The sequence below is a fragment of the Vreelandella hamiltonii genome, assembly GCF_014651775.1.
Classification (GTDB): Bacteria; Pseudomonadota; Gammaproteobacteria; order Pseudomonadales; family Halomonadaceae; genus Vreelandella; species Vreelandella hamiltonii.
The window spans coordinates 1-22,343 of sequence record NZ_BMXN01000033.1 but is presented as its reverse complement, the minus strand read 5'-3'; the positions used below and the strand labels follow the sequence as shown (position 1 = coordinate 22,343).

Annotated in this window: 19 protein-coding genes; 3 read left to right on the top strand and 16 right to left on the bottom strand. The window is 59.9% G+C overall.

Annotation, left to right across the window (positions count from 1 at the left end; genetic code table 11):
* Nucleotides 1–277 precede the first annotated feature (277 nt).
* The 14 genes from IE091_RS17160 to IE091_RS17095 form a co-directional block, all read right to left on the bottom strand.
* Nucleotides 278–1,540: an O-antigen ligase family protein gene (locus IE091_RS17160; RefSeq protein ID WP_096923269.1), complete on the bottom strand. Its 1,263-nt coding sequence runs from the start codon at nt 1,538–1,540 to the stop codon at nt 278–280.
* A 175-nt stretch (nt 1,541–1,715) separates the two neighbouring features.
* Entirely contained in the window at nt 1,716–2,714 is a 999-nt protein-coding gene (gene galE, locus IE091_RS17155) for a UDP-glucose 4-epimerase GalE (RefSeq protein WP_096923270.1), read from the bottom strand.
* Between the two features lie 12 nt (nt 2,715–2,726).
* Nucleotides 2,727–4,139 carry an undecaprenyl-phosphate glucose phosphotransferase gene (locus IE091_RS17150; RefSeq protein WP_096923271.1) on the bottom strand — a complete coding sequence of 471 codons (1,413 nt, stop codon included), beginning with the start codon at nt 4,137–4,139 and terminating at the stop codon, nt 2,727–2,729.
* Nucleotides 4,140–4,200: 61 nt separating this feature from the next.
* Nucleotides 4,201–5,544: a hypothetical protein gene (locus IE091_RS17145; RefSeq protein WP_096923272.1), complete on the bottom strand. Its 1,344-nt coding sequence runs from the start codon at nt 5,542–5,544 to the stop codon at nt 4,201–4,203.
* Between the two features lie 50 nt (nt 5,545–5,594).
* Nucleotides 5,595–6,236 carry a glycosyltransferase family 32 protein gene (locus IE091_RS17140; RefSeq protein WP_096923273.1) on the bottom strand — a complete coding sequence of 214 codons (642 nt, stop codon included), beginning with the start codon at nt 6,234–6,236 and terminating at the stop codon, nt 5,595–5,597.
* Nucleotides 6,237–6,239: 3 nt separating this feature from the next.
* Complete coding sequence (locus IE091_RS17135) at nt 6,240–6,914, bottom strand: WecB/TagA/CpsF family glycosyltransferase (protein WP_096923274.1); 675 nt, start codon at nt 6,912–6,914, stop codon at nt 6,240–6,242.
* Nucleotides 6,911–8,251 carry an oligosaccharide flippase family protein gene (locus tag IE091_RS17130; protein WP_144984569.1) on the bottom strand — a complete coding sequence of 447 codons (1,341 nt, stop codon included), beginning with the start codon at nt 8,249–8,251 and terminating at the stop codon, nt 6,911–6,913. The genes IE091_RS17135 and IE091_RS17130 overlap by 4 nt, the downstream gene beginning before the upstream one ends.
* A gap of 381 nt (nt 8,252–8,632) precedes the next feature.
* A complete protein-coding gene (locus IE091_RS17125) occupies nt 8,633–9,670 on the bottom strand; it encodes a porin (RefSeq protein WP_144984572.1) in 1,038 nt (345 codons plus the stop codon).
* A 264-nt stretch (nt 9,671–9,934) separates the two neighbouring features.
* Complete coding sequence (locus IE091_RS17120) at nt 9,935–10,708, bottom strand: ProQ/FINO family protein (RefSeq protein WP_144984575.1); 774 nt, start codon at nt 10,706–10,708, stop codon at nt 9,935–9,937.
* Nucleotides 10,709–10,727: 19 nt separating this feature from the next.
* Nucleotides 10,728–11,267, bottom strand: a complete 540-nt coding sequence (locus IE091_RS17115; RefSeq protein ID WP_144984578.1) for a dihydrofolate reductase — start codon at nt 11,265–11,267, stop codon at nt 10,728–10,730.
* The gene (locus IE091_RS17110; protein WP_144984581.1) at nt 11,264–12,109 is read right to left on the bottom strand and encodes a thymidylate synthase; all 846 of its coding nucleotides are present in this window, start codon (nt 12,107–12,109) and stop codon (nt 11,264–11,266) included. The genes IE091_RS17115 and IE091_RS17110 overlap by 4 nt, the downstream gene beginning before the upstream one ends.
* A gap of 563 nt (nt 12,110–12,672) precedes the next feature.
* On the bottom strand, nt 12,673–13,461 hold the full coding sequence (gene lgt / locus IE091_RS17105; protein ID WP_039183113.1) for a prolipoprotein diacylglyceryl transferase: 789 nt from the start codon (nt 13,459–13,461) through the stop codon (nt 12,673–12,675).
* Between the two features lie 48 nt (nt 13,462–13,509).
* Nucleotides 13,510–14,307 (bottom strand): sulfite exporter TauE/SafE family protein, encoded by a 798-nt coding sequence (locus IE091_RS17100; protein WP_096923282.1) that lies wholly within the window; start codon nt 14,305–14,307, stop codon nt 13,510–13,512.
* On the bottom strand, nt 14,304–15,458 hold the full coding sequence (locus IE091_RS17095; RefSeq protein ID WP_096923283.1) for a response regulator: 1,155 nt from the start codon (nt 15,456–15,458) through the stop codon (nt 14,304–14,306). The genes IE091_RS17100 and IE091_RS17095 overlap by 4 nt, the downstream gene beginning before the upstream one ends.
* A 151-nt stretch (nt 15,459–15,609) precedes the next feature.
* Here IE091_RS17095 and IE091_RS17090 point away from each other — a divergent pair, with 151 nt between their 5' ends.
* The gene (locus tag IE091_RS17090; protein ID WP_189464208.1) at nt 15,610–16,383 is read left to right on the top strand and encodes an NRDE family protein; all 774 of its coding nucleotides are present in this window, start codon (nt 15,610–15,612) and stop codon (nt 16,381–16,383) included.
* On the opposite strand, the gene ptsP is transcribed toward IE091_RS17090, so the two are convergent.
* Together ptsP and IE091_RS17080 are read right to left on the bottom strand one after the other, a co-directional pair.
* Nucleotides 16,380–18,641: a phosphoenolpyruvate--protein phosphotransferase gene (ptsP, locus tag IE091_RS17085; RefSeq protein ID WP_189464210.1), complete on the bottom strand. Its 2,262-nt coding sequence runs from the start codon at nt 18,639–18,641 to the stop codon at nt 16,380–16,382. The genes IE091_RS17090 and ptsP overlap by 4 nt on opposite strands.
* A gap of 86 nt (nt 18,642–18,727) precedes the next feature.
* The gene (locus IE091_RS17080; RefSeq protein WP_039183147.1) at nt 18,728–19,222 is read right to left on the bottom strand and encodes an RNA pyrophosphohydrolase; all 495 of its coding nucleotides are present in this window, start codon (nt 19,220–19,222) and stop codon (nt 18,728–18,730) included.
* 163 nt (nt 19,223–19,385) lie between these two features.
* Here IE091_RS17080 and IE091_RS17075 point away from each other — a divergent pair, with 163 nt between their 5' ends.
* Both IE091_RS17075 and IE091_RS17070 read left to right on the top strand, forming a co-directional pair.
* The gene (locus IE091_RS17075) at nt 19,386–20,042 is read left to right on the top strand and encodes a histidinol-phosphatase (protein ID WP_039183127.1); all 657 of its coding nucleotides are present in this window, start codon (nt 19,386–19,388) and stop codon (nt 20,040–20,042) included.
* Entirely contained in the window at nt 20,042–21,181 is a 1,140-nt protein-coding gene (locus IE091_RS17070; protein WP_039183130.1) for a GGDEF domain-containing protein, read from the top strand. The genes IE091_RS17075 and IE091_RS17070 overlap by 1 nt, the downstream gene beginning before the upstream one ends.
* Nucleotides 21,182–22,343 lie beyond the last annotated feature (1,162 nt).

Genomic DNA, 22,343 nt, shown 5'->3' with positions numbered 1-22,343 from the left:
AGTAGATTCCATCAAAAAGGCACGCTACCGCCCAGGGATTCATACGGGCGCATTCCCTTGCCCTACGCTGTGCGGATGAATAGAAGGTTAACCTGAGATATAAAAATGCTCGGCTATTGTAAGGGATTAACAGTGCCAGCTCTACGTCAACAAGCCTTGTACAATCAATTAAATCTATTTAGTGCAATAACTATCTTCTATTTTTATAAAAAAACGGCCTGTTCAAGGCCGTTTGGAATATACGTTTAAAAACATAACGTTATTTAGATATAAGCGCCTACGGTTTAGAAATCGCAGCGCCCTGCCCCCGATGGCAGCCCCACAGCACCACCAGCAGGAAGGCGTACATCATGACGCCGCTGTTATGCTCCAGAAAAACCTGGGAGAGCCCGAAATCCAGAAACGTGACGGGTAGCAGCACGCCCGCCGTGGCCACGGCGCGAGCGGCCAGATCGGGGGATTGCAAATCGCGGGCGAACATTCGCATGGGCACCAGATAAAGTGCCAACAAAATCACCAGCCCTAGAATGCCGCGCTTGGCGAAAGCATCGACGAATTCATTGTGAGCGTGACCATATTGAGCCGCTTCACGACTGATGACGCCTTCTTCACCAAAGGCGTACATAGCTTCGGCGTAACCGGTACTGCCCCACCCCGTTAGCGGTTTTTCCTGAATCAGCATGGCGGCTCCGCGCCACATTTCGAACCGCGACCCCACGGAAGAAGAGCGGTTTTCACCCGTGATATATAGCGACACATCGGTTACGGCCTGATGCACTCGGTGCTGCACGCCGGTTTGCGGCACGGAATACACCGCCAGCCCACCCACTACTACGGCCGCCACGACGGCTACTTTGAGGCGGTTGGAAAGCTGGGTGCCATAAGCTCGGTACAGCACCAGCAGCACGATGGGGAAACCTACCCAGCCGCCACGACTGCCGGAAAACAGCGAGCCCAGTATGCCGCCCAACGCCCCCGCCAGCAGCAGGGCGACCCAAAGTTGGCGCTGGCGCTGCACCACGGCCCACCCCAGGCCTGCCATGCACAGTACGCCCAGCAGCATGCTGAGGTTACCGAACTGAATCACATGGGTATGGCCCTGGGCGCGGTCTACGCCTTCGAACAGCTTTTGCCACCCGGCCCAGGTGCCCGCACTGAGCGCGCCCACGGCGGCACCGCTCCACAGAAAGGCCAGATTGGGCGGGTAGCGCAGTACCCAGAACAGCGCCGGAATGGCCAGAATGAAGCGGCTGGGCTTGTCGAAGCCCTTGCTGCCCTGGCCATCCAGCCACGCTTCCAGCATGGTGATGGCCGCATAGGCCAGCAGCACGGCCATGATGGCGCCATCCTGACGCGTCAACGTAGGCAAACGGCGCAGGGCGATGAGCCCCAGCCCCGCCAGCAGCAACAACAACGCCCCTAGCGAGTAGCCGCTGGGCACCACCAGTGCAATGGCGGCCAATAGAAAGACGGCCACGCCCGTGAATAGCTGGGGGGGCTGAGTGCCTGCGTGTGATGAGGGGGAGTGCGTTGCCAACATTGAAACAGACTTCCTTTCATGGCCCTGGGGCGGCAAATCGTTGAGGAAGCCGATAGTAGCACAGGCAGCCTGTTCTCACAGACAGCCTGTTCTCAGGGATAGCATAGGCTCACAGGCAACAGGGGCTTACCGATAACGAGACTGCTTGCCAGGCACTCACCTGGCGAGCATACGTTCATGCGCTGGCGTGCTGCTGCCAGCGCCAGGTGTCGGTCATCATGTCGTCGAGGGTTTTGGTGGCTTGCCAGCCCAGCTCTTGCTGCGCCTTTTCGGCACTGGCCCAGAAGGCGGCCAGGTCGCCATCGCGCCGGGGGGCGTAGCGGTAGGCCACGGGCACCTGGGTGGCTTGGGTAAAGGCATCGATCATCTGCTTGACCGACACCCCCTGCCCCGTGCCCAGGTTGTAATGGCTGGCGCCCGGCGTTTCCAGCGCCTTGAGCGCAACGCGGTGCCCAACCGCCAGATCGACCACGTGCAGGTAGTCGCGCACGCAGGTGCCGTCCTGGGTCGGGTAGTCGTTGCCGTAGACCCTCAGCTCGGGCAGCACGCCTGCCGCTACCTGGCTGATGTAGGGCATCAGGTTGTTGGGCACCCCTTGGGGTGATTCACCAATCAGGCCCGAGGGGTGCGCACCAATGGGGTTGAAGTAACGCAGAATGGCCACGGACCACTCCGGGTCGCTGGCGCACAGGTCTTCCAGCACCTGCTCGACCATGGCCTTGGAGGTGCCGTAGGGGCTGGTACAGCTGCCCCGCCCCATGGTTTCCACGTAGGGCGGTATGGCTTCCACGCCATACACCGTGGCCGATGAGCTGAAAATCAGCCGCTTGATACCCGCTTTGGCCATGGCCTGGCACAGCCCGATGGAGCCATGCACGTTGGTATCGTAATAGGCCAGCGGCTGGGTCACGCTTTCACCTACCGCCTTCAGGCCTGCACAATGAATCACCGCCTCGATAGGGTGCTGCTCGAAAATGCTCACCAGCAGCGCAGCATCGCGCACGTCGCCCTGGTAGAACGCCACCGCGCGCCCAGTGATCTTTTCGATACGCGGCACCACGGAGGCCACGCTATTGGAAAGGTCATCCAGCAGCACCACCGAGTGCCCTTCCTTCAGCAGTTCGACGGCGATATGCGAGCCGATATAGCCTGTGCCACCTGTCACTAAAATCATCAGAGGCTCCGGTCAGTAGGCGTTGGCGTGTTTAAAGCCCTTAAACACGGTCATGAAGATGATCTTCAGATCGAGCCACACCGACCAGTTGTCGATGTACCACAGGTCATACTCGACCCGCCGCTGCATTTTTTCCAGCGTATCGGTCTCGCCGCGCAGCCCATTGACCTGAGCCCAGCCGGTAATGCCGGGCTTCACCTTGTGCCTGCGCATGTAAGACTCTACCAGCTCCGTGTAGTACTCGTTGTGAGCCAGCGCATGGGGGCGTGGGCCCACGATGGACATGCGCCCTTGCAGGACGTTGTAGAACTGCGGCAGCTCGTCCAGCGATGTACGGCGCAGGAAGGCCCCTATCGGCGTCAGGCGGTTATCGTTCTTGGTGGCCTGGGTAACGACGCCCTCTTTCTCCTGATGCACTTTCATCGAGCGGAACTTGTAAACCTTGAACACCTTGCCGTTGGAGCCCGTGCGGTGCTGCTTGAACAGCACGGGGCCAGGCGAGGTGAACTTGATGGCCAGCGCAATGGCAATGCACACCGGCAGAATCATCAGCGAGATCAGGCTGCCGACGATGATGTCTTCGGCACGCTTGACCACTCGGGCCATGCCGTTGATGGGCGATACGCTGAGGTCGATGGCCAGGTGGCCCGCTACTTCGCTGGTGCGATGATTGAGCAGGCGCATGTCCTTGAATTCCGGAATCAGGCGGATCTCTTCGGTATGGTTGCGCAGCGCGTAAAACAGGCCATGCACGGTGTCGCCCATTTCCAGCGGCACACAGATCCACACTTCGGACGCGTTTGCGTCGCCTATCCGGGCAGCAATGCGCTCCAACTGTTCTTGATCGAGCGAGCCATCAGGAAGGCGCTCGACCCCGGCAATGGAGTGCCCTTCCCAGGAGGCAGCCCGCATGCCCCGCGCCACGTGCAGTACGTTCTTGGCAGGCCCCACCAGAAACACGGGGCGCCGCGCTCCGCCACGAATGCGAATGCGCCGCAAGCCGTATTGCACCAGCGCCCTGGCGCTGGCCGCCAGCACGAACGAGAACAGCAGCGTCAGCCCCACCCATAGCCGTGAGTAGCGCTCTGCCGCGTGGGCAAAGTAGATGATGGAGGTGACGATGATGCCGATCACCAGCCAGACCAGCATCAACTTGGTGATGATGTAAAACGTGGACGAGATGCGCCAGCGTTTATAGCTACCTGTGGAACTGTTGGCCACCACCACCAGCAAGGCCATGCAGGCCAGCGCCAGAACGTAGCGCTCATGCAAATGAAAGGTCTCGAAACGCAACAGGTACGCCATTACCCCCGAGAACACGACAACGACGAAGTCGAATACCGGGAAGATGATCTTGGGCGGATAGCGCTCGGAAAAGATCACGCCTCTTTTCTGAGCGGCTCCCAGCTTACTGTCTGAGTGCATAGTACGGTCTCTACTCTACGATCTAATTATTGGGCGCTGCGATGGGCTTTCCAGGCTACTTTCAGGTCGTGCTATTGCTGGCGACTTCCACCGAGGGCGCCGGGGCTGGTTGCGTTCGCCCATATGAGAGATAGAACATCATGGAAAGCATGGCAAACACGCTATTGAATGCCGAAACGGAGAGCGATGAGGCCATTAGCACGCCAAGCACACACAGCGTGTCGACCCAGCCATAGCCGCTCTTGCGCAGCGCATAGCCGGTAAATACCACGAGAAAGATCAGCCCCAGCACGCCATGGTCGTAAAGCACGCGAATGATATAAGAGTGCAAAATGACCGAATAGCAGGTGCCATCCCCAGAGAAGCTGTACATGTCGCTCCAGTAGGAGAGCGCTTCGCACGTCTGTGTAGACATCGGCGTCAGGGGCTGGGTACCCAACATCACGTTCCACCACTGCCAACCCTCTACGTCGTCGAGGAAGTAGAGCAGGAACCGAACACGGTCGATGGACGCGCCTCGCTCCAGCAGGGAGCGAAAGGTGAGCGGCGGTTCGATGAGTTCACCCTGGCTGTCCAGAATCACTTCGGGCTCTCTTTGCTCCTCTAATGCGGGCATGCTGGGATGCTCGTTTGCAGCTCCCTCGCTACTGCCCAGCGAAATATCCATGCGATCGTTCACGATGCCGTAAGCCAATGCCACCAGTAATGGAAAAAGCAGCAGCCAGGGCTTGATAAACCCTTTGCCTACCCGGAACACGCTGAAAAAATACACCGCCAGAAAACACAGGAACGCGCTGCGCGACCCTGATAAAAAGATGATCAGCATCACGGCGACAAACGAGACGAACCGCCAGCGCATCACAGGGAGCACCAGATACAGCAGCAGAATCAGCAGCACCAGTTCGAAATTATTTTCCGTGAAGATACCCGGCCGTTGGCTGACCCAAGCGTCCAGTCCAATCAGCCGCGAGTAGGTGTACTTGAGGAAGAACAGCGCTAATAGCACGTAGAAGAATTTGACGACCTGGGCCTGCTTGAATAGCGGCTGACCGATGAACGAGCAGAGCAGCAGGACGTAGAAGAATGCCTTGTACGCCTGCACGTAATCGAGAATATGGCTGCCGCTCATCAGCAGTGCAATGGCCAGGGTGACGGCCAGGTAGCCACCCGCCGCCAGCATGAATAGCCACGCAGAGCGGCTTTTCGGCGGAAACACCAATACGGACATGCCCAGCACAGCCAGTTCCAGTAGCGGTACGGCAGGCAGAATGTTGTAGTGCCAGGGCGACATCACGCCCACGACGCCCAGTGCCACGATCACGGCCATTAGCAGCATCGCAGCCAACGGCTGAGCCTTGCGGCGATAAGCCAACAGAGTATTGCCCCATGGGTAATGACCTTGCATTCCTTGCTCCCAAACGATCTCGCTAAATTGAATCCCTTTACCGCGATGGCCTACTTGAACAACTTTCTGAATACTCTTTCCACCAGCCCCATTTTCCACCCTTTTCCCCAGTGGTGGATCAGGTAGGTATCGCTTTCGATATAGCAGTACATCAGCTGCTTGCGATCATGCGCCTTGGCATAGGGGTTATAGGGGTAGAAAAAGTGCCAGGGCTTGAGATCGATATCACTGGCATCCTGTTCGACACAGGCATTGGCCACTTCCGGGGCAATCAGAAACGGCTTTTTCTGTTGATGACGGGCTTCGATCAGCGTCATGGCATTCTTGAAGAAGTGATGCCCTGCCACCCCGCCCACCACGGCGGTGTTCAGCCGTCCTTCATCTTCATAGCCCAGGAAACAGGGGCTTTCCAGCAGCGGCTCCAGCGAGCGTACGACTTCCATGTCCACATCGAGGTAGATGCCACCGTGCTCATGAAGTGCCGCCATACGGACGTAATCGGACAGAAAGGCCCACTTCTTGTTTTCCAGGCAGTATTTGATGAACGGATTGTCGTGATCGATGGTGGACTCGTTCCACTCGATGATCTCGAAGTCGGGCATCTTTTCTTTCCACGTGGCGAGGCACTCTTTATAAAGCGTGCCCATGGCGTTACCGCCAAACCAGCAGAAATGGATCTTTTTAGGAATCATGATTTACTCGATCTTGTTGCCGTATTTGATCAAAAACCGGGGGTAGTCTTTCAGGTAGCGCTTCAACAGCCGGTTCGGCTCTTTCATCATTCGGTACAGCCAGCGCAGGTTGAGACGGTCTACCCAGGCTGGGTAGTAGTCTTGCCCCTTGGCCTCCACGAACTGATCCAGATAGCCGCCACAGGTAAAGCCGGTGCCTTGCCAGCCCGCAGCCCTCAGGTCCAGCAGCAGGCGCTCCTGCTTGCCTGCGCCCATGCCCACGATGACGATGTCGGCATTGGCTGCCTGCACTAAGCTCTGCTGGCGCTCTTCGTCACTGCTGAAAAAGCCGGAGCGTGCGTAGCTGATCTCGAGCCCAGGGTATTTCTGTGCCAGCAGCTGCGACGCCTGACGGACGTTTTCTTCGGTGCCGCCCACCAGCGCAACGCGCTTCTGTGTGGCCTGGGCATGGCCTAGTACCACCGGGGCAATCGAGGTGTCGTCGAAGCTGGTCCGCTGAATCTTTTTGCCTTTGAACAACCGGGCATAGAGCACGACGGCAATGCCATCGGCGTAGAAGCGAATCTGTCGGCACTCCTGCTCGCTTAGGCTTTGCGCCACGACCCCTAGAGAAAACGGATTGATGAAGCTGTAATCGATCCCTTCTTCCAGGTGGAACTCCCTTTCGAGTCTAATCATCTTGGTTCACCATCATTGTTGGCTCGGCTTCGTGGCGTCATGACGAAACGCCAGTCGGTCATCATGAAACCGAACTTTCTCTTCACCACGTAGACCGCCACGCCATTCTGAATCAGCAGGCACAGCAGCAGCGCATAGGCCGCCCCCTCTGCGCTGTAACGCGGAATCAGTAGCAGCGAGGCAATGCCCCCCACCACCACAGACCAGATTAGTATATTCCGCGCTGCACGCTGCTGGTCGGCCATCAAAAGCAGCAAAATGACCGAGCCGGTCATCACATTCACCAGCTGCCCGATCACGAGAATTCTCACGACGCTGGCAGCACCGGTGTAATCACTGCCAAACAACGCCAGCACGGCGTTGGGCCAGATGATGAACACCAAGGCAGGCAGCAGCGCGAAGCAGGTCATTTGAAAAGCACTTTTCTGGGCAAGCAGCCTGAGCCCTTCGCCATTGCCTTCATGCTGGAGCCGTGAGAAACGCGGCCCCAGAATGCTGTCGTATACGGTCAGGATGAAGCCGATGATCATGGCCAGCCGTAGCCCCAGGCTGAACAAGGCAACATCGCTTTCGCTATGGAAGGCGCCCAACACCAGGCCAACTCCCCACTGGGTGTAGTAGAAGATGATGCCTACCAGCAAAAAATCGGGCAGGTGGCGATAGAAGCCTTTGGTAAAGCTGACGCTGTCACTTTCGACCAGCGCGCTGCGGCGGTACAGCCACCAGACGGCCCACAGCGCCACCAGCAGGTAGAGCCCCAGAATCACACCCAGCGCAGTCATCAGCGCCAGTGCCCCCAGCGAGATCCCCAGCCAGGCACACACCAGCACGACCCCGCTGAGCACGATGGAAATACAGCCTATTTCGAACAGGCAGGAAACGTTGGCCCTGCCCCACCCTTTCATCAGAAAATTGCACAGGTAAATGACGCTGTACACCGGCGACAACAGCGCGGTCATTCGCAGGGCCTCGACCGCATTGTCTGTCGAGGAGAGCAGCATTTGTGCCACGCTGGGCGCCGCCACCCACAGCACTACGCCCAGCAGCACGCCGACCAGTACGTTGACCGTCATGGCGTGCCGGTAAATCCAGGCGACTTCACGGCGGTTATTATTGGAGGTCGCGACCCCCATGTACTTGAGCGTGGCCCGGTCGGTGCCCAGGCTGGCAAAGACCTGCATGCCGATCATGATCGACAGACACAGCATGAAGGCACCAAAGGCCTGAATACTGACGAACGTGGCCAACACATAGGAAAGCAGGAAGGTGCCACCTGCGGCAATCCCACGCGCAGCCAGCGTGGTGAGCAGTTGGTTCTGCAGAATTCGTTTTATCATCCGTGACTCTTGGAGAAGTCAACTCTTTGACTTTGCGCGTAAATTCAGAAAGGCATGGCCATAGAACGCCACTACCTGATAAGCGTTATCACTAATGTAAGTGTGCTTAGCCTAAGGTATGAATCATACCCTTTTCGGCGCCTGCATGTAACAAGGTGGAAGCAGGATTCATAAATCTTGCCTATTTCCTCCATTGTCAATAGCAATGAGATGTGTTTAGTAAATACTGATAAGGCTACTGTACCTTGCTTCAGACGGCCAAGCGATTGGCCAACCTGTTCACTCACTGACCATAGGCCATCAAATAAAAAACCGGCCCCTGAGGGCCGGTTCTATCTGCTGTTAGGCAGTTATCCATTCAAGCGTTGGCAAAAGCCAGGCTTAGAAGTGGTAACGAGCGCCAGTCAGCCAGTATACGTTGTCGGTCAGGTCGCCCAGAGTGGTGTCACGATCGACGCTCGGCGCATCGCCGTCAGCGACCTCAGCGAATACGTCGAAGTTGCTGGATACTTTGTAGTATGCGCCAGCAGCCCAGGCGTTGCTGGTAGAATCGTTGTCACGCTCGATGTTGTAGTAGTCAACGTTGAACGCCCAAGGACCAGTGGTGAAAGTACCACCCAGACCTACGGTGTCGAAGCCACCGCCGAATTCAGTGCTGTCGTCACGGCCTTCGTAGCCCAGACGTGCAGTGAACTGGTCAGTGATGTCGTAAGAACCCATTACGCCGTACAGCATTTCGCCGTTGCCGCCGCCACGAACTACGTCGTCAACGAAGCCCACAGCAACAGTCACAGGACCTTCAGCGTAGCGAACACCACCCTGAGAGGCTACAACTTCACCTTGCTCAGTAGTTTCGATACCTTCCAGCAGGCCACGCTCGCTGTAGTGTTTCAGCTGCAGGAAGGCAGTGAAACCGCTCAGGTCAGGCGTGTAGTAACCGATAGAGTCGCCGCGAGACTGTGTCGGGTGACCAGCAAACTCAAGACCTTGGTCGATGTAGACGTCGAACGGCTTGGAAACGAACTGGCTGTAGAAGCTGTCGAAGTTACCGCCGACAACTGTACCGTACTGCTCGCTCTTCAGACCGATGTAGCTCTGACGAGTTTCACGGAAAGCTTCGTCGCTGCGACGCTCGTCAGCACGGAAACGCCATTCCAGGTGACCGAAAGCGCTCAGGTCAGAAGTAACCTGCTGGCTCATGCGCAGACCCAGACGAGAGAACACGTCTACGAACTCAGCGCCGTTGTCGATTTCACGGTCTTGAGAATCGAACTCGGGGCCGCCACCGGCGATACCCATGGCGATACGGCCGTATACGTCCAGACGAGTGCCGTCTTGGTCATATACAGTAGCTGCTTGAGCGGCAGCGGAGGCACCCAGGGCGCCAACGATGGCAGTCGCTAAAAGTGTCTTTTTCATGATGTAGGTTCCTTTAACTAGCTTACTGTTTCGATCGTTATTACTGGCCTTCGTAGAAGCCAGTAAGTGGCTTGCGGGCCATGCTCTTTTTCTCATCCGCCGGTTTTTCCCGGTGGTATGCGACATGTCCTCAACAAAGCCTTGTTATAGTCCAATGCTCGCAGGTCAAACTCTATACTGGGATTCCAAGGAACGCAATAGAAAAAAACAGTGTTTTTTTATGATTTGTGTTTTTTTATGGAACCCAGCCAAACAAAACCGGTCTCAGCGGCCTTCGAATTTCTGCTGCAAGCCTTTGAGCTTATCTTCAAGGCTAAGCGGTTTTGCCTGCTCGGTTTTTTCCTGCCGGGGCACTTCCTGACGTTTTTCCTTCCTCGGCGGCGGCGTTCGTTGAGCAGGTTTGGCACGCGGGGTCGGCGCTGTTTCTGTTGCTGTGGTCGCCTGGCTTTCGTGGCGCCGCGCACTGGCGTGCTGTGCCGCTTCCTTGTCGACTTTGCCTGCCGGATTGCCTTCCAGATCGACCCGTTCTACGCCTTCCCGCATGGATTTGATGTAGCGCGGCAGATTGACGTAGTTGGCCAGCGCACGACGCACCAGCTTGCCCGACCAGGGCTCACGCTCGGCCAGGTCGTGATGAATCCCTACTTTCAGCGGCTTGGTATGCCCTTTGAAGAAAGCATTGGGATAGCGCTGATACCACTGTTTCAACAATGCGTGGGGCGAGGGGGGCTGAGGCGCTTCAGCAGCAGGTTCAACGGCAGGCGCTGGCGTTTCGTTTGCTTCTGCCTGCGGTGGCACTTGCTCGGCTACCACCGGGGGCTTTTCCTGGTGCTGACGCGCTGCCTGGGGCTGGCACTCTTCCATGGGCAGCGGCGCTGGCGCTATCTGGGGTGACGCTACCTGGGGTGGCGCTGCTTCCCCACGTGCCAGCTGCTGCTTCAGGCGGCTGTTTTCGGCACGCAATGCTTCCAGCTCGGCGTTTTTCTGGTCGAGCCGTGTTTCGAGTAGTTCTAATAGTTGCAGTACGTTGGCAGCCATCACCTCCTCCTTTCCTTGCTCAGTCGTTGACACGCTCATATACCACGAAATCATAACGTGGCTGCCCTTCCGCTGGCTGGCCGGGTACGCGCTGCACTTCACGCCACTCGTCTGCCGAGAATTCAGGAAACGTTGCGTCGCCCGCAACGTCGATATCGACTTCAGTAATATACAGCCGCTGGGCAAAGGGCAAGGCTTGCTGGTAGATCTCGCCGCCTCCCATCACCATGATCTCCTCCGCCGCCTCGATAGTGGCGTGCTGGTCGGCCAGCGCCAAGGCAGACGGCAGGTCGTGGCAGATACGCGTGCCCTCGGCGGTGAAGGCCGTGTCTCGGGTCACCACGATATTCAGCCGATTGGGCAACGGCTTGCCGATGGATGCATAGGTCTTGCGCCCCATGACCAGCGGCTTGGCCTGGGTCATGCGTTTGAAGAATTTCAGGTCTTCCGGCAGGTACCAGGGCAGCTTGCCATCGACGCCAATGACACGATTCTTCGCCATGGCGACGATCATCGCCACCGGCACCAGCAGTTCGTCAGTCGGGAGAGATTGGCTCATACGGCAACCTTTGCCTTGATGTGGGGGTGCGATTGGTAACCTTCTATATGAATATCATCGAAGGTGAAGTCGAACAGATCCGTGACCGCCGGATTGAGCACCAGCGCTGGCGGCGCCATGGGCGTACGCGCCAGCTGCTCCTGCGCCTGCTCCAGGTGATTGCTGTAGAGATGGGCATCGCCCAGCGTGTGGATGAACTCACCCGGCTTCAGCCCGGTCACCTGCGCCACCATGCTGAGCAGCAGCGCGTAGCTGGCGATATTGAACGGCACACCGAGGAAAATATCCGCACTGCGCTGGTACAGCTGGCAGGAAAGGCGACCGTTCGCCACGTAGAACTGGAACAGGCAGTGGCACGGCGGCAGCTTCATTTCCTCCACCTGCCCCGGGTTCCAGGCCGAGACGATCAAACGGCGCGACTGCGGGTTATGGCGAATCTGCTCCAGCACATTGGCAATCTGATCCACGCTGCCACCTTTGGGGTGCGGCCAGCTACGCCACTGGTAGCCGTATACGGGCCCCAGGTTGCCCGCTTCATCGGCCCATTCGTCCCAGATACGCACGCCGTGCTCTTTCAGGTAACCGATGTTGGTATCGCCCTTCAGAAACCACAGCAGCTCATGAATGATCGAGCGCAAGTGCAGCTTCTTGGTGGTCAGCAGCGGAAACCCACGAGAAAGATCGAAACGCATCTGGTGGCCAAACACCGAGCGCGTACCCGTACCGGTACGGTCACCGCGATCAACGCCCTGTTCGAGCACAGTGCGCATCAAGTCCAGGTAAGGCTGCTCAAGCGCAGGCAATTCGTTCGACGTGGTAAGCGAAGGCGTTGTAGCAGTCACAAGGTTTCCAGATTAACAGCGAATATGAGGCTGTATTCTAGGCTCCCCTAAAGGCAACGTCTACGTTAAGCCCACCGCCGCCCACCGAGCCCTCATCGGCAACGCTCCTCGCGTTGCTTCGCGGGTGCGCTCCGCTTACGCCGCGCTACGTTTTCCACCGAAAGCTATGCCCCCCGTAGCGCGGTGTAACGACAGAGCGAGAGCAACGAGCGATGGAGGCACCCGCGAAGGCGGCGCCAGCCGCCCCGATTACGCCTCCAAACGGGAAAACGCCACCGCCACCCACCGTGCCCTCATCGGCAACGCTTTCGCGCTGCTTCGCGGGTGCGCTCTGCTTACGCCGCGCTACGTTTTCCTCCGCAAGCTATGCCCCCGTAGCGCGGCGTAACGACAGAGCGAGAGCAACGAGCGATGGAGGCACCCGCGAAGGCGGCGCTAGCCGCCCCGATCACGCCTCCAAACGGGAAAACGCCACCGCCGCCCACCGTGCCCTCATCGGCAACGCTCTCGCGTTGCTTCGCGGGTGCGCTCTGCTTACGCCGCGCTACGGGGTGTACTGCTTTCTATACCTTGGCGTCGATGGGCTTGCCTTTTGACCAGAGCATCAGGAGGAGTCCGAGAATAATCATGGGCAGGGTGAGGAGCATGCCCATGGTGAACCAGCCAAAGGCGAGGTAGCCGATGTGGGCGTCGGGCATGCGGACGAATTCGACCATGAAGCGGAAGACGCCGTAGCCCAGCAGGAACAGGCCGGAGACGAACCCGCGCGCGCGAGGCTTGGCCGAGACCCACCAGAGGATGACGAACAGCACGGCGCCTTCCAATACGGCTTCGTAGAGTGCCGAGGGGTGACGCGGCTCTGGGCCCATGCCGGGAAAGGGCATGCCCCAGGGAAGCGAGGTCACGCGGCCGGGCAGCTCGTGGTTGATGAAGTTGCCGATGCGCCCTGCCCCGAGGCCGATGGGCACGAGCGGGGCGATGAAGTCGGTGAGGGTGAAGAAGGCCAGCTGCTTGCGCCGGGCGAATAGCAAGGCCGCCAGCAGTACGCCGATCAGCCCGCCGTGGAAGCTCATGCCGCCATCCCAGACGCGGAAGATCCACAGCGGGTCGGCAGACCACTGCCCCAGGCCGTAAAACAGCGCATAGCCCAATCGCCCACCGGCCACGACACCGATGGCGCAGTAGAACAGCAGGTCGCTGATATCATCCTTGGTGAGCCCGATCCGCGCAGCACGGCGGCAGCCCAGCCACCAGGCAGCAACGAAACCGACCACGTACATCAAACCGTACCAGTGCACTTGCAGGGGGCCGAGCGAAATCGCGACGGGGTCTATCGTGGGGTAATTGATCATTCCGTTTCTCTACGTGAACAAAAGAAGTGACAGCGTGCCGGGTGGCGATTACGCCAGGATGAAGCGCAGCCCCACCACCGTGAGCAGCAGGGCAAAACCATAGCGCAGCACGTGGGCAGACAACACGTGCGCCAGCCGCACCCCTAGCCGTGCAAAGGGAACGCTGGTGACGACGATGCCGATAAACGCGGGCCACATGACGAAGCCAGTGGCCCACGGCGGCAATAGAGGGTTGCCCCAGCCGACGATGATGAAGGTGATGGCACCCACGACGGCAATGGGCAGGCCACAGGCGGCGGAGGTGCCCACGGCCTGGGTCATGGTGGCACCGGAGCGAGACAGCCAGGGCACCGTCATGGCCCCGCCGCCAATACCGAACAGCGCCGAAATGGCGCCCACGACACCTCCGGCCACCGACATCGCCACTTTACCGGGCGCAACGCTGCCCGGCTTGGGATTCAAGCCAATGACCATCTTGGCGGCCAGCAGCAGCACGAACACGCCGAACAGTGTGCCCAGCACGGTGCCTGAGAGATTCCCTGCAATGAAGACCCCGGCAATCGCGCCGAGCATGAGCCCCGGCAACAGCGCCATGAACCAGGGGCGGTGTACGCTGCCGCGACGCACGTGGCCAAGGGCCGAAGAGGCTCCGGTGACCACGATGGTGGCCAGCGACGTGCCCACTGCCAGATGCATGGTGATTTCTGGCGCGATGCCTTGCAGGCCAAAAGCGAACACCAGCACCGGTACGATGATGATGCCGCCCCCTACGCCAAACAGTCCTGCCATGGTGCCTGCGGCGGCACCGAGTACGAGATAACTGGCCAAAATGGCGGCAAATGTCATTGTGCGGGCTTCTCCAAAGCGTCAGGCAGCCATTTTTTGAGCATGCGTTGCAGCGTTTCGGGTTGATAGGGCTTGGCTAGGATATCATCCATGCCTGCCGTTTCGCAGGTGCCTCGCCCGGCGTTGTCCACGTTCGCGGTGAGGGCAATGATGATACTGCGATGGGCGGGGTTATGCCGCTCGAACTGTCGCCAGCGGCGGGTAGTTTCCAGGCCATCCAGCGTGGGCATGAAGATGTCCATGAACACGAGATCGTAAAAAGTGGACTGTTGCCGCTCCAGCGCCTGTTCGCCACTGCTGACACCTTCTACCTGAAGCCCTTGAGATTCCAGCATTTGCCGTGCCAGCATCAGGTTGACGGGGCCGTCATCGACGACCAGCACACGAGGCTGATAGCCTTCGGTTTCCAGCACATCGTAGGTGGTGGCTTCGTTGACGCTCTGCTGCACGAAATTGGCCAGCAGCGAGCGTATGTCGGCCAGCCGCTCGCGCACATGGGTGACGTTCTGGCGACATGCCTCGGTAGTGTCTTCCTTGATCATGCTGCCCAGGTGTTCGAACAAGCTGTCGGCTTCACGCTGCATCAAGGTCAGGTAGCCTGACTTCAGCCGCGACTCTTCCCGCGCCCGCTCCCTGCCTGCCATCAGGTGCTTCAGCTGCTTCTGCTGGTGATGCAGGTCTTCGAGCAGCGCCTGGTCGGCCCGGCCCGCGCTCTCTTGCGTCACCGTGGGTATTTTTTCCAGCTGTTCCAGCATGGCGGCCAGCCGATCGTTGACATGGGTAAGGCGCTTGAGGGGACGCTGATGAGTGCCTTCTTCCGCCGCCCATGGCTGGCTGGGAGCGACCTTCTGCCCCAAGGAGGCGACACGGCACTCCAGCTCGACCAGGCACTGCATGAAACGGGCATCCTTATATCTGGCCCGGGCTTTGATTAACATCAAGAAAGCGCCTACATTCATGCAACTGCCCAGCAACAGGGCCAGGGTAAGCCATAACGTGGTCGACCAGGAGGCCTGGCCTGGCGACATCACCCAGATCACCACTCCCATCAACAGGCAGAGCAGTACGAGTGCGGCTTGCACTAACAGCAGCGGCCACAGAACGGGCCAGATGATGGCGTTCCAGAAGTGCTCTCGCTGATCACGTTGCATAGTGTGCGTCTTCCTCGTTGATATGAGGCTCTGTCGCGGCAGGTGAACCGCCTTATTGCTTTAGCTTTTAAGCTAAGTGTACGTCCACTCTTGGATGCTGTCATGCAGCACACCGCCAGGAGTCGGATTTCGTGACCAACAGGGGTCGTTTATGTGTTTGATCACCTTTTCATGGCGCCCTGGGAGTCGTTTCCCACTGCGTTTGGCCGGTAATCGGGATGAATTTCATGCCCGTCCCACGGCACCACTGGCCCACTGGGACGACAAGCCGCTGCTGGGCGGCCGCGACCTGGAGGCCGGGGGCACCTGGCTGGCGGCCAATCGGCAAGGGGTGGTAGCCGCGCTGACCAACGTGCGGGATACGCGGCTGTCGCCCCCTGCTCACCCGCCCAGCCGGGGCGAGCTGGTCGCCAACGTGCTGGCCAGTGAGAACCCGGCCAAGTGGCTGAGGGAGATGGCCGAGCACGGCGCAGCCCGTTATGCCGGCTTCAATCTGCTGGTGGCGACGCCCACCCACTGCTGGCACCTGCACCGTGGGCGCATTGATGTGACGCTGACGGAGGTGGCCGAGGGGGTTCACGGGCTATCCAACGCCAGCCTGAACACTGCGTGGCCCAAGCTCCAGGCGGTGCGCCACGCGCTGAGCCAGCATGAGACGACGCTCTGGCGCCGAGCAACTCGCCAGGCGCTTCACGATGCCAGCCTAGCGGAGGATGCCACGCTACCCGATACCGGCGTGGGGCTGACGCTGGAACGTCAGCTCTCTGCTGCGTTCATTCTGGGGGAGGCCTACGGCACGCGGGCCACGACATGGCTGTCACTGAGCGAGCAAGGAGACGTCACCCTGACCGAGCAGCGCTTTGGGCCGCTCGGCCGTTTTCAGGGTGAGACCACGTTGGCAACGCCCGCCCGCAGGGGGGATTAATCCCTGGGGGGAAGCAGGTGGGAAAGCTGCCACTCGTCGAAGCGCTGGTTGAGATGGGCATGCACCTGGGAAGGCGTATCCAGCTGCATGATCTCCTTGAGCAGCGTTTGCGCATCAGCCAGGGTGACACGCCGAATGGCCGCACGCACCTTGGGCAGGCTGGGAGCGTTCATGGAGAGGCTGTTGAACCCCATGGCCATCAGCAGTAGCGCCCCTGCAGGGTCTCCTGCCAGTTCACCACACAGCGAAATGGGTTTGTTCAGCCGTTTGGCATCCTGGGATAGCTCGACCAGCGCACCCAGCAGTGCCGGGTGCAGGGCATCGTACAAGCTGGATACCCGCGCATTGTTGCGGTCTACCGCCAGCAGGTACTGGGTGAGATCGTTACTGCCCACCGAGAAAAAGTCCACCCGCTTGGCCAGCGCATCCATCTGATAGATGGTGGCGGGCACTTCGATCATGACCCCGACGCTGGGCCGCGCCACCTGGATGCCCTCTTCGCCCAGCTCGATGATGGCGCGGTCGAGCAGGCGAATCGCTTCGTCCACTTCCTCGACGTTGGTGATCATCGGGAACAGAACGTGGAGGTTGTTCAGATCCTGAGAGGCCTTGAGCATGGCGCGCAGCTGCACCATCAGGACTTCGGGATGGTCGAGGGTGACGCGCATGCCGCGCCAGCCCAGGAACGGGTTGGCCTCTTCGATGGGGAAGTAGGGCAAATCCTTGTCGCCGCCGATATCCAGCGTGCGCATGACCACCGGCAGCGGCGCAAAGCCTGCCAACTGCTCCCGGTACATGCGCATCTGCTCTTTCTCGCCGGGGAAGCGCTCGGTGATCATGAACGGTACTTCGGTGCGATAGAGCCCTACCCCGCCAATCCGGCTTTTCAGCATGGCAGACGCATCCACCGCCAGGCCGGTGTTCACCATCAGCGGGATGCCGTGGCCATCCGGGGTTTCGCTGGGCAGATCCTGCTCGTGGGCCAACACCTCACTGAGTACTTTCTCTTCGGCAATCAGGCTGGCATAGCGGGCTTTGAGCTCGGCCATGGGCCGTACGAACAGCCGCCCACGGTGGCCGTCCAGCACCACGGGGGCGCCGTTGAGGCGGGGCAGCGGCAAGTCCATCATGCCCAGCACGGTGGGGATACCCATGGCGCGGGCGACGATGGCCACATGCGAGGTGCTGGAACCACGCACCGAGACCAGCCCCTTGAGCTTGTCACGGGGCACTTCGCCCAGCATGGCCACGCTGATTTCATCGCCCACCAGAATGGCGTCGTCCGGGTAGGTTTCCGGGGTAGCGGGCGTGTCTTCCTGAAGATGCGCCAGCACGCGGCGGCCCAGGTCGCGGATGTCCGCCGCCCGCTCGCGCAGGTAGTCGTCATCGACCCGCTCCAGGTATTGCACGTGACGGCGCACCACATCGGCCAACGCCCCTGGCGCCCACTGCCCTTCGCGGATGCGTTTTTCGACCTCTTCCGAAAGCGCCGCCTCGCCCAGCATTTGCTGGTAGACATCGAACAGTGCCAGCTCCTGGGAAGAGATACGGTTGACCAGCCGCTCGGCCGCCGCGCGGATTTCGTCGCGGGTCTTGCCGATAGCTTCTTTCAGGCGGGCGATTTCATACTCCTGATCGCTGGGGATCAGGTCTGGCACGCTGTTGAGGTCGGCGGGCGGGGTGATGACCACCGCTTCGCCCATGGCCATGCCAGGCGACGCGGCCACGCCCTTGAACATGGCCTGGCCACCGGGCAGCGCGGGCCGGTTGAGGTGGCCAGTGGCCAGCGCATGGGCCAGCACGCCTGCCAACTGGGCCGCCATGGTGACCAGAAACGCTTCGTCTTCGTCATCGTAACGGCGTTTTTCCGCCTGCTGCACCACCAGCACGCCGAGCATGTGGCGCTGGTGGATGATCGGCACCCCGAGAAAGCTGCAGTAGCGCTCTTCCCCGGTGGCCTCGAAATAGCGGAAGTGCGAGTGTGACTGCGCATCTTCCAGGTTGAGGGGTTCGCTGCGCTTGGCCACCAGCCCCACCAGGCCCTCGCCCAGAGGCAGCACCACACGGCCCACGGCCTGGGTGCGCAGGCCGATGGTTTCCATCAGTACCAGCGACTCCAGCTCTTTGTCATACAGGTAGAACGAGCAGACGTCCGTCTGCATGGCCTTGCGGATACGACGTACCATGGTGGACAGCGCGGCATCGAGATTGCGCGCGCCATTCACTTCCTGAATCACGCGTCGCAGCACCTCAAGCATCGACGTTTTACTATTCACTGTTGTTTGCCTCGCTGAGGAAGTGTCCGGCTATAGCCCACTGCCGGCTTCCAGCAGTGACGCGCACGTCATCCTTCATTATCTTGTGCCAACCGTTGAACGCGGGGAGACAGCTCTCGTAACGCGCGTCGATAAACCTCTCGTTTAAAGGGCACCACCTGACCCAGCGGGTACCAGTAGCTGACCCATCGCCAACCATCGAATTCCGGCTTGGGTGTCGCCGTCATACAGATCCGGTTTTCCTGGCAGCGAATTTGCAATAAAAACCACTTCTGTTTCTGGCCAATGCAGACTGGCCTGGAGTGGGTACGAATCATGCGTCGTGGCAGACGGTAGCGCAGCCAGCCCCGGGTGCAGGCGACAATATCAACATCGTCGGCGGTCAGGCCGATTTCTTCGTGAAGCTCACGAAAAAGTGCTTGTTGTGGTGTCTCGCTTGCCTTGATGCCTCCCTGGGGGAATTGCCACGCATTTTGTCCTACACGACGCGCCCAAAGCAGTTGCCCCTGGCTATTGGCAATAATGATGCCAACATTGGGGCGAAAGCCGTCAGCGTCGATCACGGACATCACCTTCATAAATTTTCAGTTGTCCCCATTTTTCCACAAGGGAGTCAACCGTATCAATACAATATAACGCCAAGTGGTGAAAGCCAGGCGACTCTGCGATAATCCGGCGCTTTGTGTCGCGCACATCTCACCAACATCAACCATCAAGGGGAGCGCCGTGAGTCTGGCCATTTTCGACCTGGATAATACGCTGCTATCCATCGATAGCGATCATGCCTGGGGGGAGTTCCTGGTAGAGCAAGGAGCCGTGGACCCGGTGGCCTACCGCGAGGCCAATGAGCGCTTCCTGGCCGATTACAACGCCGGCACGCTGGACATGATGGCGTTTCTGGCGCTGGCGCTGAAACCGTTGGCTGACAACAGCCCGGAACAGCTTGCTGCCTGGCACCAACAGTTTATGATTAGCAAGATCGAGCCGCATATTCTGCCCAAGGCCGAAGAGCTGCTGGCCCGCCACCGCACCAAGGGCGATACGCTGCTGATCATCACGGCCACCAACCGCTTCATCACCGGCCCGATTGCCGAGCGGCTGGGCGTGGATGACCTGATTGCCGTCGACCCCGAGATGGTCGATGGCCGCTACACCGGACGTGTGGCCGGGGTGCCCAGCTTCCGGGAAGGCAAGGTTGCCCGTTTGGAAGCGTGGCTGGAAGACCAGGATTGCACCCTCGATGACGCGTGGTTCTACAGCGACTCCCATAACGACCTGCCGCTGCTGGAAGTGGTCGACAACCCCGTTGCCGTAGACCCTGATGATACTCTTCGCCAAGTGGCCGAGGCGCGCCATTGGCGCATCATGAGCTTACGGGATTAATGGCGTTCGACCCACCTACCCTGCTGACGCTGACCATTGCCATCGCCGCCGCTGCGGCGCTGTACCTGTTGATGGAGTGGCGCGGTGCCCGCGAACAGGCCCTGCTGCTATGGGCGGCGGGGTTCGCCACGGTGACGGTGGGTTCCAGCCTATCTCTGCTACGCGCCAACGGTTTCTTTCTGGTAGGCGTTTGGTTCGCCAATGGCCTGCTGATCCTGGCTCACTGGCTGTTCTTGCTGGGCGTTCTGCGCTTCGTGGGTCAACGCCCCAGCCGCGCCTGGTGGCTGCTGGTGGTCATCTGGTGCGGACTGCTGCTGCTCCCCGAGCCCTTGACCAGCTCCAAGCTCTACCTCTCGCTCAACTCCCTGCTGGTAGGACTGCTGGCCTTGCGCGCCAGCTGGGCGCTCAAGCTGGAATCCGACGCCGCCACGCTCGGCACGCGCCAACTGCACTATGTACTGATGATCCATGGCCTGTTCTATGTGGCCAAAGGGCTGCTACCGCTGGCCCCCAACACGCTGGTTGATCTGATGGCTTTTCAAGGTGCCATCATTCGTATTTCGCTGGTGGAAGGCTCCATGGCCATCCTGTTGATTGCGCTCTCGATGACGGGCACCGTGCGCTATCAGCGGGAGCGGCACATTACCCACCTCGCCGAACGCGACGCCCTGACCTCGCTGCTCAACCGTCGTGGCTTCGAAGCCCAGGCGCCGCGCGTACTCAAGCGTATCTCCCCCAGCCAACCAGGGGCGCTACTGCTGCTGGACCTGGACAACTTCAAGCAGATCAACGATCTCTATGGGCACGCAGCGGGAGACCACCTGCTGCTCGCCCTGGCCGACATTGCTCGGCAAACGCTCCCCACGGACGCGCTGCTGGCCCGCCTGGGTGGCGATGAGTTCGTCTTTCTATTGAAAGACGTGAACGACGATGAATTACTGCACATCGGCCAGCAATTACGCCAACGCTTCCACACCGTCGCCTCGCACACCTACCTCACCCCCGCCCCCGTCTCCTTGAGCCTGGGCGTCACACGCCTCACCCAGCCCACCCAAGACCTGTCCAGCCTCCTCGCCCAAAGCGACCAAGCCCTCTACGAAGCCAAGCGCCGCGGCCGCAACCGCATGGAAATCTGCTGACGCCACCACCACTATGCTTGGGTGGCTGCCCGGCTCATCAAGCCGCTGTAATGGTGCGTGGGAGGGGGCTTCAGCCCGCGATGATTCAGGCTCCCAGCCTATTCAGGCAGTCGCCCAATGAAATTGGGCTCCCACAGTTATGAAGCCACCGAACGACAATATGCCACCGCCACCCTCGTCGCCCTCATCGGCAACGCTCATCGCGTTGCTTCGCGGGTGCGCTCCGCTTACGCCGCGCTACGGTATGCCGCCAACATCACACCAACGCATAAACCACCCCGATCACACCGCCAACACCAACCCGAATACGTCACCACGGCAAATCGAGCCCCCCGTAGCGCGGCGTAACGATTGAGCGAGAGCAACGAGCGAATGAGGCACCCGCGAAGGGCGGCGCCAGCCGCCCCGATGAAGCCACCAAACCCAACACGCCCTCGAACCGCAAAACGCCACCGCCACCCCCTGCGCCCCCATCGGCAACGCTCCTCGCGTTGCTGTAATAGTGCGTGGGAGGGGGCTTCAGCCCGCGATGATTCAAGCTCCCAGCCTATTCAGGCAGTCGCCCAATGAAATTGGCCTCCCACAGAGATGAAGCCACCGAACGACAATATGCCACCACCACCCTCGTCGCCCTCATCGGCAACGCTCATCGCGTTGCTTCGCGGGTGCGCTCCGCTTACGCCGCGCTACGGTATGCGCCTACATCACACCAACGCATAACCCCCCGATCACACCGCCAACACCAACCCGAATACGTCACCACGGTGAATCGAGGCCCCGTAGCGCGGCGTAACGATTTAGCGAGAGCAACGAGCGAATGAGGCACCCGCGAAGGCGGCGCCAGCCGCCCTGATGGCACCACCAAACCAAACGCGCCTTCGAACCACAAAACGCCACCGCCACCCCCGGCGCCCTCATCGGCAACGCTCTGCGCGTTGCTTCGCGGGTGCGCTCCGCTTACGCCGCGCTACGATATGCGCCCACATCACACCAACGCATAAATCACCCGATCACATCGCCAACACCAACCCGAATACGTCACCACGGTGAATCGAGCCCCCCGTAGCGCGGCGTAACGATTGAGCGAGAGCAACGAGCGAATGAGGCACCCGCGAAGGGCGGCGCCAGCCGCCCCGATGAAGCCATCGAACCCAACACGCCC